15 protein-coding genes and 1 tRNA gene are annotated in these 17476 nt (G+C 66.0%); 7 read left to right on the top strand and 9 right to left on the bottom strand.

Annotation, left to right across the window (positions count from 1 at the left end):
- The first annotated feature begins 24 nt into the window (after nt 1–24).
- On the top strand, nt 25–738 hold the full coding sequence (locus KK488_RS03190; RefSeq protein WP_214621693.1) for a lysozyme inhibitor LprI family protein: 714 nt from the start codon (nt 25–27) through the stop codon (nt 736–738).
- A gap of 12 nt (nt 739–750) precedes the next feature.
- On the top strand, nt 751–1731 hold the full coding sequence (locus tag KK488_RS03185; protein WP_214621692.1) for an aldo/keto reductase: 981 nt from the start codon (nt 751–753) through the stop codon (nt 1729–1731).
- A 9-nt stretch (nt 1732–1740) separates the two neighbouring features.
- Here KK488_RS03185 and KK488_RS03180 read toward each other — a convergent pair whose 3' ends face one another.
- The 6 genes from KK488_RS03180 to KK488_RS03155 all read right to left on the bottom strand — a co-directional run bounded on the left by KK488_RS03180 (nt 1741) and on the right by KK488_RS03155 (nt 8224).
- Entirely contained in the window at nt 1741–2613 is an 873-nt protein-coding gene (locus tag KK488_RS03180; protein WP_214621691.1) for a beta-keto acid cleavage family enzyme, read from the bottom strand.
- A 184-nt stretch (nt 2614–2797) separates the two neighbouring features.
- Nucleotides 2798–5347, bottom strand: a complete 2550-nt coding sequence (locus KK488_RS03175) for a TonB-dependent receptor (protein WP_214621690.1) — start codon at nt 5345–5347, stop codon at nt 2798–2800.
- A 221-nt stretch (nt 5348–5568) separates the two neighbouring features.
- Entirely contained in the window at nt 5569–6336 is a 768-nt protein-coding gene (locus KK488_RS03170; protein WP_214621689.1) for a ThuA domain-containing protein, read from the bottom strand.
- Nucleotides 6337–6421: 85 nt separating this feature from the next.
- A complete protein-coding gene (locus tag KK488_RS03165) occupies nt 6422–7444 on the bottom strand; it encodes a 6-bladed beta-propeller (protein WP_214621688.1) in 1023 nt (340 codons plus the stop codon).
- A 247-nt stretch (nt 7445–7691) separates the two neighbouring features.
- A complete protein-coding gene (locus tag KK488_RS03160) occupies nt 7692–7847 on the bottom strand; it encodes a hypothetical protein (RefSeq protein ID WP_250890037.1) in 156 nt (51 codons plus the stop codon).
- A 293-nt stretch (nt 7848–8140) separates the two neighbouring features.
- Nucleotides 8141–8224, bottom strand: a tRNA-Leu gene (locus tag KK488_RS03155).
- Between the two features lie 214 nt (nt 8225–8438).
- Between KK488_RS03155 and zwf the strand changes: the two genes are divergently transcribed.
- Genes zwf through eda form a run of 4 tightly spaced genes read left to right on the top strand, consistent with a single transcriptional unit; the run spans nt 8439 to nt 13321 of the window.
- The gene (gene zwf / locus KK488_RS03150) at nt 8439–9905 is read left to right on the top strand and encodes a glucose-6-phosphate dehydrogenase (protein WP_214621686.1); all 1467 of its coding nucleotides are present in this window, start codon (nt 8439–8441) and stop codon (nt 9903–9905) included.
- Nucleotides 9898–11727, top strand: a complete 1830-nt coding sequence (edd, locus tag KK488_RS03145) for a phosphogluconate dehydratase (protein ID WP_214621685.1) — start codon at nt 9898–9900, stop codon at nt 11725–11727. The genes zwf and edd overlap by 8 nt, the downstream gene beginning before the upstream one ends.
- On the top strand, nt 11724–12704 hold the full coding sequence (gene glk / locus KK488_RS03140) for a glucokinase (RefSeq protein ID WP_214621684.1): 981 nt from the start codon (nt 11724–11726) through the stop codon (nt 12702–12704). Before edd ends, glk begins: the two co-directional genes overlap by 4 nt.
- Nucleotides 12704–13321, top strand: coding sequence for a bifunctional 4-hydroxy-2-oxoglutarate aldolase/2-dehydro-3-deoxy-phosphogluconate aldolase (gene eda / locus KK488_RS03135; RefSeq protein WP_214621683.1), 618 nt, complete (start codon nt 12704–12706; stop codon nt 13319–13321). Before glk ends, eda begins: the two co-directional genes overlap by 1 nt.
- A 176-nt stretch (nt 13322–13497) precedes the next feature.
- Here eda and KK488_RS03130 read toward each other — a convergent pair whose 3' ends face one another.
- The 3 genes from KK488_RS03130 to KK488_RS03120 form a co-directional block, all read right to left on the bottom strand.
- Complete coding sequence (locus tag KK488_RS03130; RefSeq protein WP_250890036.1) at nt 13498–14394, bottom strand: glycosyltransferase; 897 nt, start codon at nt 14392–14394, stop codon at nt 13498–13500.
- Between the two features lies 1 nt (nt 14395).
- Nucleotides 14396–15697 carry an ammonium transporter gene (locus KK488_RS03125; protein WP_250890035.1) on the bottom strand — a complete coding sequence of 434 codons (1302 nt, stop codon included), beginning with the start codon at nt 15695–15697 and terminating at the stop codon, nt 14396–14398.
- A gap of 66 nt (nt 15698–15763) precedes the next feature.
- Nucleotides 15764–16762: a 2-hydroxyacid dehydrogenase gene (locus KK488_RS03120; protein ID WP_214621682.1), complete on the bottom strand. Its 999-nt coding sequence runs from the start codon at nt 16760–16762 to the stop codon at nt 15764–15766.
- Nucleotides 16763–16895: 133 nt separating this feature from the next.
- Between KK488_RS03120 and KK488_RS03115 the strand changes: the two genes are divergently transcribed.
- A complete protein-coding gene (locus KK488_RS03115; RefSeq protein ID WP_214621934.1) occupies nt 16896–17366 on the top strand; it encodes an SH3 domain-containing protein in 471 nt (156 codons plus the stop codon).
- The last annotated feature ends 110 nt before the right edge of the window (nt 17367–17476 follow it).

Raw genomic sequence — 17476 nt, 5'->3', positions numbered from 1 at the left:
CCGGCCGGACGGGAGGTACGCGACGTGAAGATCGGAACGTTCTGGTTGATCGCGACACCCGCCCTGCTGGCCATGGGCTCGCCTGCGCAGGCGCGCGGCATCGATTGCGCCAGGGCATCGACCAAGCTCGAGAAGATCATCTGCGCCGATCCGACCCTGCTCGACTATGACGGGCGCATCGCGGCCGCCTATGCCAATGCGCTGACCGTCTGGAAGGGCGCGATCGCCGCCTATGTGCGGCGCGATCAGGCCGCTTGGCTTCAGCAGTTCCGCGCGATCGGCACCGCCGATTCCAGCGGGGGGTGCACTCTGGACGACAAAGCCTGCATCCGCGACGAGATGCACTCGCGCGTCGACGCGATCGAGAGCGGTGCCTATGCCAACAGCGGCGTCTATCTCGCGCCGGACGGCCGCAAGCTGCTGCTCACCCCTCGCCGCGCCAATGATTATGCGCTGCGCCTCTTTCAGCCCGCCGGCTTGCCCGACGCGCATATCGCCTCGCAGGACGATCCGGGCGCGACGATGTGGGACGGCCAGTCGACCCTCGTCACCCGGATGGGTGACGGCAATGGCCTGCCTTTCCCCAAGCCGAAGGATACCTGCGCCCTGCGCATCGCGCTTTCGTCCCTCTCCGCGACCGTGTCGCAGACCGGCGCTTGCGGCGGGCGCAGCTATGCCGGCACCTATCGCCGCGATCTCGCCCAGACGCTCGCGGACTATGAGTTCGACCTGCACTGAGAGGAACAGCCGATGCACTATAGACGATTGGGCAAAACCGGCATGCAGGTCTCGCGCCTGTGCCTCGGCTGCATGACCTTCGGCGAGCCGCTGCGCGGGCCGCACGAATGGACGCTCGACGAGGAGAAGACCCGTCCGATCATCCGCAAGGCGATCGAGAGCGGCATCAATTTCTTCGACACCGCCAACATGTATTCGGCCGGCTCGTCCGAGGAGATCGTCGGCAAGCTGCTCAGGGAGATGGCACCGCGCGACGAGGTGGTCGTCGCCACCAAGGTCTATGGCCGCATGCGCCCCGGCCCGAACGGCGCCGGCCTCAGCCGCAAGGCGATCCTGCACGAGATCGACCAGAGCCTGCTCCGCCTCGGCATGGACTATGTCGATCTCTACCAGATCCACCGGCTGGACCATGAAACGCCGATGGAGGAGATTCTCGAAGCGCTGTACGATCTCGTGAAGGCCGGCAAAGTCCGCTATATCGGCGCTTCCTCCATGTATGCGTGGGAATTCGCGACCATGCTGCATCTGGCCGACAAGCATGGCTGGACGCGCTTCGTCTCGATGCAGAACTATGTGAATCTCATCTATCGGGAAGAAGAGCGCGAGATGCTGCCGCTCTGCGCAGCGGAAGGGATCGGCGTGATGCCGTGGAGCCCGCTCGCGCGCGGCAAGCTGACCCGCGACTGGGCGGAGACCACTTTCCGCTCGGAGAACGACGCGTTCGGCAAGATGCTCTATGCCAATGCCGGCGATCCGGACCGGCAGGTGGTCGAGGCGGTCGCCGCCGTGGCGGCCGAGCGGGGCGTGCCCCGCGCGCAGATCGCGCTCGCCTGGCTGCTCAACAAGTCGGTGATTACCTCGCCGATCGTCGGCGCGTCCCGGTCCGAGCATCTCGACGACGCCGTCGCCGCGCTCGACATCGTGCTGACCGCCGAGGAGACGGCGCGGCTGGAAGCGCCCTATGTGCCCCATGCCGTCAGCGGCATGGGCTGAGCGGCCGCGTCAGATCTCCAGCATCGCCCGCGCCTCGGCAGGCGTGGCCGGCTCGGCGCCGAAAATGTCGAGCAGCGTCACCGCCTGCTCGACCAGCTCGGCGTTGTCGCGGACCAGGCGGCCGTGGCGGATATAGATATTATCCTCCATGCCGACGCGGACATTGCCGCCCAGCAGATGGGCCAGCGCCACTTGCGGAAATTCCATCCGCCCGATGCCGAAGGCCGACCAGATCGCCTCGCGCGGCAACAACGACTTCATGTAGGCGAGCGTCTCGACAGAGGCGTCGCAGCCCCATTTGACGCCCGTGACAACCTGGAAGAAGGGCTTGCCAGGCAGCAGCCCCTCCTCGATCAGCGCTTTGGCGAGATGGATGTCGCCGCTATCGAACACTTCCAGCTCGGGCTTCACGCCCGCTGCGACGATCACCTGCGCCATCTTGCGCAGATTGGCCGGCGTGTTGACCACGATCGTGCTGCGCGAGTTCATCGTGTTGAAGTCGAGCGAGCAGATGTCCGGCTTGAGCTGCGCGATATGCTCGACGCGCTTGAGCGGATGCGTCAAGGTCGTGCTCGGGCCCGCGACGCGCGGTTCGTCCTCGGAGGGCTCGAACCGGCCGCCTTCGCCGGTTGTGAGGTTGATCAGCACGTCGCTGCCGGAGTCGCGGATGCGCTCCATCACCTCCCGATACAGCTCGATGCGCATCGAGCCTTTGCCGGTCTCGGGATCGCGCACATGGATATGGGCGATCGCCGCGCCGGCTTTCCTCGCGTCGATCGCCGCCTGCGCAATCTCCTGCGGCGTGACCGGAAGGCCCGGATGCTGCGCCCGCGTCGTCTGGTTGCCTGTCACGGCACAGGATATGATGGTCTTGCCCGCCATGCTCGCCTTCCTCTCCCGACCGCGCCGGCGATTGCCGGTCGCGCTGTCTGGACTGATTGCCCGAGCGCCGCGTCGACGGCTTGCCCACCGCGGAACTTATATGGGTGCCGTCGCCAACTCTCGAAAAAAGCGGCGCCGGCCCATGCTGGGCAGGCGCCGCCTTTCGCGCAACCGAACCGTCGATTCAGAAGCTCTTGCTGAGCGTCAGGTACCATTGACGCGGCGCGCCCGGCTGGGCCTCGACCTGGCCGTCACCGGCGCTATCCTGGTAGACGAAATAATTGAGATAATAGAGCTTGTCGAAGAGGTTGGTCGCGCCAACCGCCAGGCTGAAGCCCTCATCCTTCATCTTGTAGGTGATGCGGCCGTTGAACAGGGAATAGGCACTCTGGTTCCAGCGCGTCTGCAGCGTGCTGCCGCTGGTGCTGCTGCTCTGGTAGGACCAGTCGAGACGCGGCGTGATCGTGCCGCCGAGCGGAGCGCCCTGAATCTCGTATTGGATGCCGCCGCTCGCCTGCCAGCGCGGATTGGCCTGACGGCGGTTGACGGCGCGCCTGTAGAGATCGGGTGAGGTCACCTTGTTGTAGCCCACGCTACCGTTGATGAGCAGGCCCTCGACCGGCTCGGCGGTCACTTCGCTCTCGAAGCCCCACACCTTGGCCGGCGTGTTCTGGTAATAAGTGCGGCCGATGCAGGTCACGCCGGTGGTCGTGCCGTTGCGCGGCCCGTCGGTCGCTGCATTATAGGCGCGGCAATTGGTCGAGCCAGCCGGCCCGCCAGCCAGCGGGATGAGCGTGCTCGGGCCGGTACCATCCTGCGTGACGCTGAGGCTGAGCTCCTGTCCGCCGATCGACGTCGGCCGGGTCTTGAAATCCGTATAGAACAGGGCGCTGTTGACGCGCAGGCGCCGGTCGAACAGGTCGACCTTGTAGCCCACTTCATAAGCGATATCGTCGTTGCCCGCGAACTGCTGCACCTGCGTCGGCTGGAGCGGACGCGGATTGTAGCTCGGCGGCGTATAGCCGGTCGCGGCGGAGGCATAGAGCAGGATATTGCTGCTCACTTCATAGTTCAGCCCGACCTTCCAGTTGAACTTGGTCGCGGCTGGCGTGACGGCGAACTTGATGTCCGCCACATTGGGCGTGATGTCGACCAGGTTGGTCAGGCTGACCGCGCGCTTGTCGTCGGAGTAGCGCGCGCCCAGCACGATGCCGAGCTTGTCGCCGAACGGATGCACCGTGGCATTGGCATAGACGGCTTTGCTGACCGGATTGAAGGTGTTGTAGAGTGTGCGCTGCACGGAACTGCGCGGCGAGATGACCTTGGCGTGCTGGATGCCGTCGGCGTCGAAATAGAAGCCGCCGGCGGTCCAGTCGATCCAGTCCATCTTGCCGGCGAGACGCAGTTCCGCGGTCGTATAATTGTTGGTGACGTCGTTGACCGTCATCTCGGTCAGGATCGGCGTGCCGTCCTGCGCATATGTGTGGATCTCATGGAGATGCCGGTAGGCGACGATACCGGTCAGGTCGATCTGGTCGGTGAGGCCGACCTCCAGCTTGCCCGAGACGCCCCAGTTCTGCAGATCGCCATAGGGATTGAGGCGATAGCCGCCACGCGTCGAGACGCCATTCACCTTCTGGCCGTTATAATAGAGGCTGGCCGGGAAATTGGCGGTCTTGCCGATGACAGTGCCGGCGGTGATCGGGTCGTTGTAATTCTCGTAGGTGGTGAACGGGTCGCCGGTCTCGAAGCGCTTGTCGTAGAGCACACCGAAATAGTTGAACGTCGTGTTGATCTGCGCGCTCACACGAGCGGGATCGATCTCAAGCGTAGAGTCAGCGGCATTCTCGCTATTGTCCTGCGTATAATCGCCGGTGATCGTCAGCTTGATGTTGTCGGCCGGCTTGAAGGCGATGCTGCCCCGCACGGCGCGGACATCTTCGCCGCCGAGATGGCCGATGGTGCAATCGCCTGCCGTAAAGCCCGGCGTGTTCTGCAGCAGCGAGTCGGCGGGCGGCACGTTGCCGATGAGGCTGGTCTTGCCCAGCCGAGTCATCTCGCAGGTGAAGTCGAGCATCTTCTGATAGCCAGTGCGTTTCTTGGAGACGCCCGAAACCATCAGCGCCACATTCTCGCCGAGCGGCATGTTGAAGCCGGCGCGCAGATCGACGCGGTTATAATTGCCGACCGTGACCTCGCCATAGGCGCTCGCCTCGTCGAAGCGCGGCTGCTTGGAGACGATATTGACCGCGCCGGCCAGCGAGTTGCGGCCGAAGAGCGTGCCCTGCGGCCCGCGCAGCACCTCGACATGGTCGAGATCGAGCAGGTCGAAGTTGGAGCCGAGCAGGATCGGATAATAGACGTCGTCGACATAGAAGGAGACCGCAGGATCGAGGCCGATATTGGTATCGCCCTGGCCGATGCCGCGTATGAAGGCCGAGACACCCGGGCCGAAGGCGCCCTGCGTGCGGCGGAAATAGGCGTTCGGAACGGTGGTTGTCAGATCGGCGACGGATTTGAGACCACGCTCCTCCAACGCCTCGGATGTGACCGCCGTGATCGCGATCGGCGTGTCCTGCAAATTGGTCGACTGGCGCGTCGCGGTGACGACGATGTCGGCGAGCCCGGTCTGATCGGCCGTGTCGGCGCCCTGTGGCCCCTGTGTCTGAGCGCTGACCGCCTGAGCGATCGCCAGGCACAGCAAGGACGCGGATAGCTTCGTGATTGTTTTCATCATGACCTCCCCAAAATGCGGCTGCGGAGGCGCGATCGGCATCGCCACGCTCCACGCCTGAAGTCCCTCCCGACGCGCGGGAGAAGCAGCTTCAGTTATGCAGCCGGGCAGATCGCAACTTGATTATATCGGCAGTAGGTTTGGCAATTGATCGAGCGCGCCAATGATTGGGAAATGCCACCATCTCACAAATGGACAAGCCAATCATTTGGTCTGCGACCTCAGAACGGCCGGCGCTTGGCCACCCATTCGATGCCGCGCTGGATCAGCATCTTGTACACGGGAAGCTCCCAGGGTCCGCGGTGATCGGGCTGGTCGGGATATTCGGGGCGCGGCTTGTCATAGGGCCGGTTGGCATGGCCGAGAGCGAGATACAGAATGCCGCCGTCGCCCACCTTGCGCTTATACATCAGCGGCCGGTCGGCGATGTCGAAATGCATGTTTCCGAACCCTTCGCCGCCCCAGCGCGTGTGCAGCAGCACCTCGATGTCGCTGGTGACAGTCTCCATGCAATAGAGCTCGTCCTCGACCTCGAAATCCGCGATCCCCTCGAGCAGCGGATCGGACGGCTTCGTCACCTTGACCGGGAAGCGCTGATAGGGCGGGTGCGAGAGGAAGCGCGTGCCCAGGATCTGCGGAAGCACCTGATTGCCCGCCACCGAATTGGTCGAATGCAGCGCGAACCAGCGGCCGCCCTGCTCCAGATAATGCCGTAGCGCCGAACTGGCCGTCTCCGAGACGACGACTTGCGAGGTGTACGTCACAAGCATGTCGCAGCCCAGGATCGCCGCCGCATCCTCATAGTCGTTGTAACAATCCGCCTTGATCCCATAGGCGTCATAGAGCGCCTGGTTGAGGCGGATGCGGAAGAAGTCATAGTCGTGATTGCGGTTGGGGCTGCCGGTGATGAGCGCGGCGATCTGCGGCGTGGACATGGCCAGGGCTTTCGACTGGGCGAGCGCCGGCGCCGCGCCGAGCGCCGCGGCCACCGAGGCAAGCGAAAGACACAGATCGCGGCGGTCGAGGGAGAGGACGGTCCCGAGGGCCGCCCTCTCCCTTCTTTCCTCCGGGCTGTCAGCCAACCCGTGCGAACTTCTGGATCTGGTGATTGGTGGTCTCTTCCATCGGCATGCGCTTGGTGCGCCCGCCGAAGGTGCCGGAAACTTCGCTCACATAGAGATTGCCGCGCGAGTCGAGCGCAATGCCGTGCGGCGCGATGAAGTTGCCCGGCGCCGAGCGGTTCTCGCTGTCGTCGCCCCAACGCGCCAGGACCTTGCCGTCCGGCCGATGGACGCTGACGCGGCCCGGCAGATCGTGATCCACCGGACCATAGCGGAACGAGACCTGTCCCGGCTCGACCGGGCGCCACAGCTCGGTGACGTAGATGAGGCCGTCCTTGTCCACCGCGGCGTGGGTCGGGCGCAGCACGTCGGTCCACTCGTAGAGAAACTTACCGCTGCGGCTGAAGAATTGCAGGCGGTCATTCTCGCGGTCGCAGACGATGACATTCTCGTCATTGTCGAGCGCGATGCCGTGCGGCAGGTGAAACTGCCCTGGGCCGGTGCCGACGCCGCCCCAGCTGTTGAGCAGCTTCCCGTCCTTGTCGAAGTGATGAATGCGGGCGTTGCCGTAGCCGTCGCACACGAACATGTCGCCATTGGCGGCGATGGCCGTGTTGCACACGCCGTTGAACGGCCCCATGTCGCGCACGACCGTCTCGTTGTGGCCGAACTCGTATGGCCCCCGACGCGAGAGATAGCCGGTGTCCGACTTGACGCCGGGCGTGCCGAGCATCTGCTTGAAGTTGCCTTCGAGGTCGAAAATGCGGATCACGTGATCGGCATTGTCGGTGCAATAGCAATTGTTGTGGGCGATCGCGATGCCATGGGCATTGTTGAAGACGCCGTCGCCCCACTTGTCGATATATTTGCCGTCTTCATGATAGACCATGACGCGGTCGCCGCGGCGGGTGTGGAGATAGACGCGGTCTTGGTCGTCGCAGGCGACGGCGGCCACGTCCTCATGGCTATATTCCTCGCCGGCCGGGCATTTTTCCCAGTCAGGAACCAATTCGAAACGCGCCGATTCAATCGCCATATCGCTCTCCCAAGCCCCTGCCTGATGTCCTTGTAGGCCATTCGCTTCGAAGATCGCACGGGCCCGTTCCCGAATAGTCGCATGCCAGCGCCCGGCGCGCAGTCCTCCGGCGGCACTCTCTCATGCCTGCTACGGCAAATCTTTGATTGGGCCGGCGCCGAACCGCCCCCTTGAATGCTTCGGATTGCGCTGAAAAAGGCCCGGCGCTATGAGCTCGTTCCCCGGGGGATGCCAATGGGCCCGACGCCTACTCCTTCTCCGCAACGCGCTTTTCTTCGCCCACGAACGTGTCGGCCGCAAGCGTGTCCAGCTTGGCGAGCAGATCGGAGAAGCTGTCATCCTGCGTGATCGGAAAATGACGCTGGAAGCCCTGCCCGAGTAGCTGCAAGTCAGATCGGGTCAATAATCCTATCGAGACAATACGCTCAGCCATGGCTCGTGCTCCCTGTCGAGGCAACGGCTGACCCGCACTTTGGTGCCGGTAAAATTTTCAAAAGAAAGAATAGTGCGGTCGCCAGCCTTCAACACGGGCGACCAGCGGCACGCGGCTCCATATCCCGTCCGACGGACCGAGTAGGGCGCTCTGTCGTCGTCGAACCGCCCGTCGCTATAGTGATGGCTCGCCCAGATGCCGTGAAACCAAGGCCGATCAGCGCCAGCATGCGCGCACCAGCCTGGGGCCGAGGGGAAAGCGAGTGGTGCGGGCGGTCGGACTCGAACCGACATGTATTGCTACGGCGGATTTTGAGTCCGCTGCGTCTACCATTTCGCCACGCCCGCGCGCGGTCGCCTATAAGCGGCATTTTCCCTGTCGCCAATGGAAATGCTTTGCAGGTCGTCCGCCGGCGCGGACCGGGTGGACCGATGTGCAAAGCCCGCCCGACCCGAACGAAAAGCCCCGCGCCGATTTTGTGCGGTTGCACAAGTGCGCGACGGCTGTAAGCTTGGCGACAGGCGCGGGTGCGTCATCCATCAGCATTGAAAGGGCCGGCCCTTGCCCGACAAATCCGCGACGCTGATCCTGTTCGGAGCCACGGGTGACCTTGCGCATCGGATGGTGTTTCCCTCGCTTTATCATCTTCAATGCGACGGGCTGCTGCCCAGGCCCTTTCACATCCTCGCGTCGGGCCGGACGGAGATGGACGATGCGGCGTTCCGCGCGACCATCGCCGAGGCGCTTAAGACCTATGCGGCGGCCGAGTTGTTCGACGACGCCAGGGTCGCCGCCTTCCTCGATACGGTGATCTACTGCCCGGTCGCGGCGGGCGATGACGCGCAGTTCGCCGCGCTCGCCGAGCGCGCCAAGGCGCTCGGCGACGGCCCGGTCGCGGTCTATCTCTCCACGCCCCCTTCGTTGTTCGCGCCCACCGCGGAAGGCCTCGCTAAGGCGGGTCTCGTCGCGCCGACCACGCGCATCGCGATGGAGAAGCCGATCGGCAAGGACCTCGCCTCGTCCAGGGAGGTGAATGATGCGGTCGGCGCCCTCTTCCACGAGGAACAGATTTTCCGGGTCGATCATTATCTCGGCAAGGAGACGGTGCAGAACCTGATGGCGCTGCGGTTCGGCAACCGGCTGTTCGAGCCGCTGTGGAACTCCAGCGCGATCGACCATGTGCAGATCACCGTCGCCGAGACGGTCGGCCTGGAGGGCCGCGTCTCTTATTATGACGGCGTCGGCGCGCTGAAGGACATGGTGCAGAACCACATGCTGCAGATCCTCTCGATCATCGCGATGGAGCCGCCGGCCAGGATGGATTCGACGTCCGTGCGCGACGAGAAGGTGAAGGCGCTGCGCTCGCTGCGGCCGATGAACGCGGACACGGTCCACACCCACAGCGTGCGCGGCCAGTATCGCGACGGCGCGGTCAAGGGCAAGCTGGTCGCCGGCTATGCCGAGGAGCTGGGCAAGCCGTCCGACACCGAGACCTTCGTGGCGCTGAAGGCTCATCTCGACAATTGGCGCTGGACCGGCGTGCCTTTCTATCTGCGCACCGGCAAGGCGATGCCCAATCGCCAGTCGGAGATCCTGATCCAGTTCAAGCCGGTGACCCACAGCATCTTCCGCCGCAACGGCTATCACAAGCCGCTGGAGCCCAACCAGCTCATCATCCGCCTGCAGCCGGACGAGAATATCCGCCTGTGCATCATGGCCAAGCAGCCGGGACTGGATCGCGACGGCGTCAAGCTGCAGGAAGTCGGGCTGGACGTCAGCCTCGCCCATGCCTTCGAGGGCGAGCGGCGCCGCATCGCCTATGAGCGGCTGCTGCTCGACCTGATCGAGGGCGACACGACCCTGTTCGTCCGCCGCGACGAGGTCGAGGCGCAATGGACCTGGATCGACAGCATCGCGGCCGGCTGGCGGGCAAGCGGCCAGAAGGTCGTGCAATATGCCGCCGGCACCTGGGGCCCGTCCGCCGGCATCGCACTCATCGAGCGGGACGGGGCGAGCTGGTATGACTGAGCTGCACCCCATGATCGCCAAGGTCACGCAGCGCATCGCCCTGCGCAGCGCGGCGGGCCGCCGCCGCTATCTCGACCTGATCGAGCGCGGGCGCGACGCGGGCACCAACCGGCAGAATCTCGCCTGCGGCAATCTCGCCCATGGCTTCGCGGCGAGCGGCGAGGACAAGCCGGTGATCCGCACCGGCGCGGCGATGAACATCGGCATCGTCACCGCTTACAACGACATGCTCTCGGCCCATCAGCCCTATGGCCGCTATCCCGAGGCGATCAAGCTCGCCGCGCGCGAGGTCGGCGCGACGGCGCAGGTCGCCGGCGGCGTGCCGGCCATGTGCGATGGCGTCACGCAAGGGCTGGCGGGCATGGAGCTCTCGCTCTTCTCGCGCGACACGATCGCGCTCTCCACCGCCGTCGCGCTCAGCCATGCCATGTTCGAGGGTGCGCTGATGCTCGGCATCTGCGACAAGATCGTGCCCGGCCTGTTGATGGGCGCGCTGCGCTTCGGGCACCTGCCGACCATCTTCGTGCCCTCCGGCCCGATGCCCTCGGGCCTCGCCAACAAGGAGAAGCAGCGCATCCGCCAGCTCTATGCGCAGGGCAAGGTCGGGCGCGAGGAGCTGCTGGAGAGCGAAAGCGCATCCTATCATGGCGCGGGCACCTGCACCTTCTACGGCACGGCCAACACCAACCAGATGATGATGGAAGTGATGGGCCTGCACATGCCGGGCGCGGCGTTCGTCAATCCGGGCACCAAGCTGCGCAGCGAGTTGACCCGCGCGGCGGTGCATCGCGTCGCCGCCATCGGCTGGGACGGCGACGATTATCGCCCCTTGGGCCATTGCGTCGATGAGAAAGCCATCGTCAACGCCGCCGTCGGCCTGCTCGCGACGGGCGGCTCCACCAATCACGCGATCCACCTGCCCGCCATCGCCCGCGCGGCGGGAATCATCATCGACTGGACCGATCTTGCCGAGCTGTCCCGCGTCGTGCCGCTGCTGGCGCGTGTCTATCCCAACGGCGCGGACGACGTGAACGCCTTTCATGCAGCCGGCGGCATGGCGTGGATCATCACCGAGCTGCTGGGCAACGGCCTGCTCCACCGGGATGTCCTGACCGTCGCGCGCGCTGACCTCATCGATTATGGCCGCATGCCGCGACTGGAGAACGATGCGCTGATGTGGGACGAGCCGCCGACCGCGCCCGGCGACGACGCCATCCTGCGTCCCGTCTCCAACCCGTTCAGCCCGGACGGCGGCATGACCCTGCTCGCCGGCAATCTCGGCCGCTGCATCATGAAGACCAGCGCCGTCGATGCGTCTCGTCATACGATCGAGGCGCCCGCGCGCGTCTTCTCGGACCAGGATCAGGTCATGGCCGCGTTCAAGGCCGGCGAACTCGATCGCGACGTCATCGTCGTGGTCCGCTTCCAGGGTCCGCGCGCCAACGGCATGCCCGAGTTGCACAAGCTGACCCCGCCGCTCGGCGTGCTGCAGGACAAGGGCTTCAAGGTCGCTCTGGTGACGGACGGCCGCATGTCCGGCGCGAGCGGCAAGGTGCCCGCCGCCATCCACCTCTCCCCGGAAGCGCTGGGCGGCGGCCCGATCGGCAAGCTGCGCGACGGCGATCTCGTGCGCGTCTGCGCAGTGACGGGCACACTCGAAGCGCTGGTCGATCCCGCGGACTGGGACGCGCGCGAGCAGGCCCTCGCGCCGCCGCCGCCGTTCGACACGGGGCGCGAGCTGTTCGCCCTCTTCCGCCAGCACAGCGACCTTGCGGAGGCAGGCGCCTCCCCCATCCTGGCGGCCATGGACGCCGAGGCGTGACCGATCTCATCGCCGCCGACATCGGCGGAACCAACGCCCGCTTCGCCCGTGCGACCCTCGATGCGAGCGGCGTCCCCACACTCGGTGAGGGCCGCAAGTACAAGGTCGCCGATTATCCCAGCCTCGCCGCCTGCTGGCAGCATTTCAAGGCGGACGAACTGGCAAAGGGGGGCGGCGACCTGCCCGACGCCGCCTCGATCGCTTTCGCCGCGCCGATCGCGCAGGAGACGATCAAGCTCACCAATTCGAGCTGGTCGATCCGTCCGGCGCATCTGGCGCAGGATCTCGGCCTCGCCAACGTCCGGCTGGTCAATGATTTCGAGGCGGTCGCCCATGCCGTCGCGCGCTTGCCGGAAGACAGCCTGCAACTGCTGTTCGGCCCGGACGCGCCCTTTCCGCATGATGGTGGCGTCACCGTGCTCGGGCCGGGCACCGGGCTCGGCGTTGCCCTCATCGCCTTCGACGAGGGTGTGCCGCATATCCTCGCCACCGAGGGCGGCCACACCGATTTCGCGCCCCTCGACGGGCTCGAAAGCCAGATTCTCGATCAGCTCCGCCGCGAGTATCGCCGCGTCTCGACCGAGCGCATCTGCGCCGGCCCCGGCCTCAACAATCTCTACAAGGCGCTGGCGACCATCACCCACGAGAAGGTCGAGCTGTTGTCCGACGCCGATCTCTGGGCCGCGGCGCTCGACGGCAGCAATGCGCTCGCCCGCACCGCGCTGGAGCGCTTCTGCCTGTCGCTGGGCTCGGTGGCCGGCGATCTCGCTGTGGCGCACGGCCCGCACGGCGTCGTCCTGGCCGGCGACCTCATTCACCGCCTGCGCGATTTCCTCGTCGAGGAGAGCGGCTTCCACAGCCGCTTCATCGCCAAGGGGCGCTATGAGGCGCTGATGCGGACGATTCCGATCCGCATGGCGATCCATCCGAACATCGGGCTTTTTGGCGCGGCGGCCGCCTATCGGGAGACGAGATAATGACGATGACGGTCGACGACGTGATGGCGCTGGCGCCGGTGATCCCGGTGCTCGTCGTCGAGAATGTGGACGACGCGGTGCCGCTGGCGCAGGCGCTGGTCGCCGGTGGCCTGCGCGCGCTCGAGGTGACGCTGCGCACACCGGCCGCGCTCGACGTCATGCGTGCCATGGCGACGGTGCCGGGCGCGGTGGTCGGCGCCGGCACGGTGCTCAACCCCGGGATGCTCGACGAGGCGCTGGCGGCCGGCGCGCAGTTCATCGTCTCCCCCGGCCTCACCGAGCCGCTCGGCAAGGCAGCCATCGCCAGCGGGACGGCCTTCCTGCCCGGCGTCGCCACGGCGGGCGACATCATGCGCGGGCTCGACCTCGGCCTCGATCGATTCAAGTTCTTCCCGGCATCGACCAGCGGCGGGCTGCCGGCTCTCAAGGCTCTGGCCGCGCCGTTCGGCATGGTCCGGTTCTGCCCGACCGGCGGAATCACGACGGAGACCGCGCCCGAATGGCTCGCCCAGCCCTTCATCGGCTGCGTCGGCGGAAGCTGGGTGGTTCCGAAAGGACCGCTCGATCCAGCGAGGGTGGAAGCGCTGGCGCGGGACGCGGCGGGGCTCGCTCGTTAGCCTCGGGGTCGGACTGAGAAAGAGGCTGTCCTACAGAGCCGTCGTCATCGCATACCGACGGGCGTTCTTTCTCAGCGTCGTTCATCGTTTTTTTCGAGCACGGGCCTCGGACCGTCGCGATCTCGACCTTTTGTCTTTCTGTCCAGGCCGTGACCTTCGTGAACTTCGCAAGAAAACTACGCGCTGCCGGTCGCTTCCATCGCCCTGCGCATCCGGGCCAACGCCAGCCGGTCGAACAGCGCGTTGACTGGTCCTCGCCGTGGCCGGAACCGTGGCAGCCAGTCGGCATACAGGCTGCTCAGCCGCTCGGGCAGGCCGGCGGGGCCGGTCTCGCCCATGATATGGCTGATGATCCTGCCCTGAAAATGGCGCACGGAATAAGCGATCATGCGCTTGAATTGCAGCCGCCAGCTACTGGGATGGTGCGGACTCACCGGCTCGCAGAGGAAACCCGCGGCATCGGCATGGCCCAGGCGCCCCCGGTCCCAATTCTCGTCCTTGCAGAGGTCCGTCGCGGCCCAGGCCGCGACCAGCCCGTCATCGCCGATCAGGTCCAGCGGTAGACGGTAGCCCGCATCGCGGATCCGCTGGAGGAAGCTGCCACGCAGCGCATAAAGATCGCCGAACAGGCCGCCCTCGCGCCGGATCATCGCCTGATAGGCAAGGCGGCCGCGGCCGTTGAGCGGCAGGCCGGCAATAGCGAGAGCGCGGGGCTGGTCGATCAGCGCCTGCGCGAGTGCATCCAACGAGCCCGCCGCAATCTCGGCGTCGCCATCCATGAACACGACCGTTGGGGGGATCGCCTCAGGCAATATGTCGTAGACGAAGCGGTTCCAGGTCCGGGCCTTGCCGCCCAGGGTCAGCTCATGGATCGTGAGATTGCCGTGCCGCGCCGTCGTCGCCCGGGCGATCCGCGCCGTCCCGTCGGTCGACCCGTTGATCAGCAGATGGAAGGCGATGTCGCCCCGGTCGAGCGGCAGGCTGGCAAGGCAGGCGGCAATGCGCCGCGCCTCGTTATGGGCGAAGATGGCGACTGCCATCGCCGGCGCCGTCGTGGAAGGCGCCGTCGCCATGTCAGTCGAGTTCCCAGCCGCGCTCGGCGTGACTGGCGAGGTCGAGTCCCTCGCGCTCGGCATCGGCATTCACCCGCATGGGCAGGAACAGGGAAACAACCAGCGCCAGCACCACCGTCCAGATCGCCGACCACAGGGCGACCGCTCCGACACCGACGATCTGCGCGATGAGCTGGGTGATCATGCCGTTGGCCTCGGCATAGCCGACGCCGCCGAAGCTCGTCATGGCCAGGGGGGCGAGCAGGATCGAGCCGATGATGCCGCCGACGCCATGAACCGCGAAAACGTCAAGCGAATCGTCGATGCCGATGCGGTTGCGGATCAGCTGGACGGCATAGAAGCAGACCAGGCCCGCGATAAGGCCGAGGACGATCGCGCCCATCGCGCCGACTTGTCCAGCAGCGGGAGTGATGGTGGCGAGTCCGGCGACGGCGCCCGTCGCGAGGCCGATCGTCGTCGGCTTGCCGAGCTTGATCCGCTCGAGGCCGATCCAGCATAGCGAGGCGGTGGCGGCGGACAGATGGGTGTTGAGGATGGCGAGCGCTGCGTCCGTCGAGGCGCTGAGCGCGGAACCGCCGTTGAAGCCGAACCAACCCACCCAGAGCATGCCCGCGCCGATGAGCGTCAGCGCCGGACTGTGGGGCAGGATGAGCGTGTGGCCGAAGCCCTGCCGCTTGCCGATCAGCAGCGCCAGGATCAGTGCCGAAACGCCCGCCGTGGTGTGCACGACGATGCCGCCCGCATAGTCGAGCGTGCCGAGATGCGCCAGCCAGCCGCCGCCCCAGACCCAGCGTGCCGCCGGGACATAGACGAACAGCGACCAGAGCAGCATGAACGGCACCAGCCAGCCGAACCGCACCCGCTCGACGAAGGCGCCGACGATGAGGGCGGGCGTGATGATCGCGAAGGTCATCTGGAACAGCGCGAAGGTGGGTTCGGAGATGGCGGTGCCATCGCGCACCTGCGCGAGATTGGCGAGGCCGACATGGGCGAGGCCGCCCAGGAAGGGCGATCCGGGCCCGAAGGCGAGGCTGTAGCCGCAGATTGCCCAGAGGATGGAGGCGATCGAGGCGATCGCGAAGCAGTGCATGAACACCGAGAGCACGTTGCGCGCGCGGACCAGCCCGGCATAGAAGAGGGCGAGGCCGGGCAGGGTCATCATGAGGACGAGCGCCGAGGCGGTGAGGATCCAGGCGGTGTCGCCGCTGTCGGTCATGGCGTCCTGCGCGAAGGCAGGCGCCGACATCGCGCCCAGAACCATCGCCGCGGCGATCCGTCGCGCCGCCTTGATCACCATCATCATTGCCCCTCGCTCCCCGTGAAGCGCCGCTCTGGTCCGGTCCTTAACCGGTGCGGCTTTCTGTTTTCCTTACACCCAGCCTTCCAATATCTGATCAGGCGGCCGGTCTCCGCCGACCCAGATGCGGATATTGGCAATGACGCGCTCGCCGGTCGCGATGCGCCCCTCGAACGTCGCCGACCCCATGTGCGGCGTCATCACGACGTTGGGCAAGGCGAGAAGCCGCGGATCGATCCGCGGCTCATATTGCCAGACGTCGAGTCCGGCGCCGGCGAGCTTCCCCGTCTCCAGCGCCTCGACCAGTGCTTCCTCGTCGACGATGCCGCCGCGCGAAGCATTGATCAGATAGACATGGGGGCGCAGCAGGCCGATGCGGCGGCGGTCTATCAGATTCTCGCTGTCGGCATTGCGCGGCGTGTGGATCGTCAGGATGTCGATCTTCGCCAGCATCTCGTCGAGGTCGGCGTGCCAGGTCGCGGCGAGTTGCGCCTCCAGCACTTCGGGCAGGCGGTGGCGGTTGTGATAGTGGATGGAAAGTCCGAAGGCTCGGGCGCGGCGGGCGACGGCCTGGCCGATCCGCCCCATGCCGATGATGCCGAGCGCCTTGCCACCGATGCGATGGCCGAGCATGTTGCTCGGACTCCAGCCGGCCCAATGGCCCGAGCGGACCAGCTTCTCGCCCTCGGCGAGGCGCCGGGGCACCGAGACGATCAGCGCCATGGTCATGTCGGCCGTGTCTTCGGTCAGCACCCCGGGCGTGTTGGTGACGATGATGTCCTTCGCCCGCGCCGCCTGGAGGGCGATATGGTTCACGCCCGCGCCATAATTGGCGATGAGTTGCAGCCTCTCCCCCGCCTCATCGATCAAGGTCGCGTCGATGTCATCGGTGACGGTGGGCACGAAGACGTCGCAATCGCGGATCGCCGTGCGCAATTCTTCGCGGGTCATCGGATGATCGTCGGCATTGAAGCTGGCGTCGAACAGCTCTGCCATGCGTGTTTCGACCGCCTGCGGAAGGCGCCGCGTGACGAGGACACGGGGGCGGGCTGGCCTGGGACGCCTTGGCATGGCCCGCGAATGCCCGGAGCGGCGCGTAAAGGTCAAGCGGCAATTGTTGTGGATAGCACGCGGCGCGCGGTTGAAGGCGCGGGGAGGGCGTGGCACAAGCGGCTGCGTGCAGATCAACGGGGTACGACACATGATGCAGCGCCTGGCGCTCCTGACAGCGGCGCTTCTGGTCGCGGGCGCGACGGCGAACAATGCGGGCGCGCAATCAGGGAAGACGGTGCCCTACTGGGCCTCACTCGCCAAGGGCGACGCCCGCATGCGGGTCGGCCCCAGCATGGATTACCCCGCGAGCTGGATCTACCAGCGGCGCGACCTGCCGGTTAAGGTCGTCGAGGTCTATTCCAACTGGCGCAAGGTCGAGGATCCGGACGGCACACAGGGCTGGATGCATGTGCGCCTGCTCAAGGACGAACCGACCGGCATCGTGAAGGGCGGCATCGCCGAAATGCGCGAGAGCCCTGCCCCGGACGCCCGGCTGCTCTTCCGCCTCGAGCCCGGGGTGGTCGGCCGGCTGGCGGGGTGCGCCAATGGCTGGTGCTCGCTCGATGTCGACGGCAAGCGCGGCTATGTCGCGGCCAAGTCGCTCTGGGGCGCGACCGACTAACGCAAGATTAGGGTCGAATCGACCGATCGCGGCTGTTTTCCGCGCTTTTGCTGCTTGCTCCCTGGGCCGGCAGATGCAAAGAGAGCAGTTCGCCTTGGTGGGTTCGGGGG

Source organism: Sphingobium nicotianae, from assembly GCF_018603885.1.
Lineage (GTDB): Bacteria > Pseudomonadota > Alphaproteobacteria > Sphingomonadales > Sphingomonadaceae > Sphingobium > Sphingobium nicotianae.
Note: the sequence above shows the minus strand (reverse complement) of the source record. Positions and strands in the feature narration are given on the sequence as shown.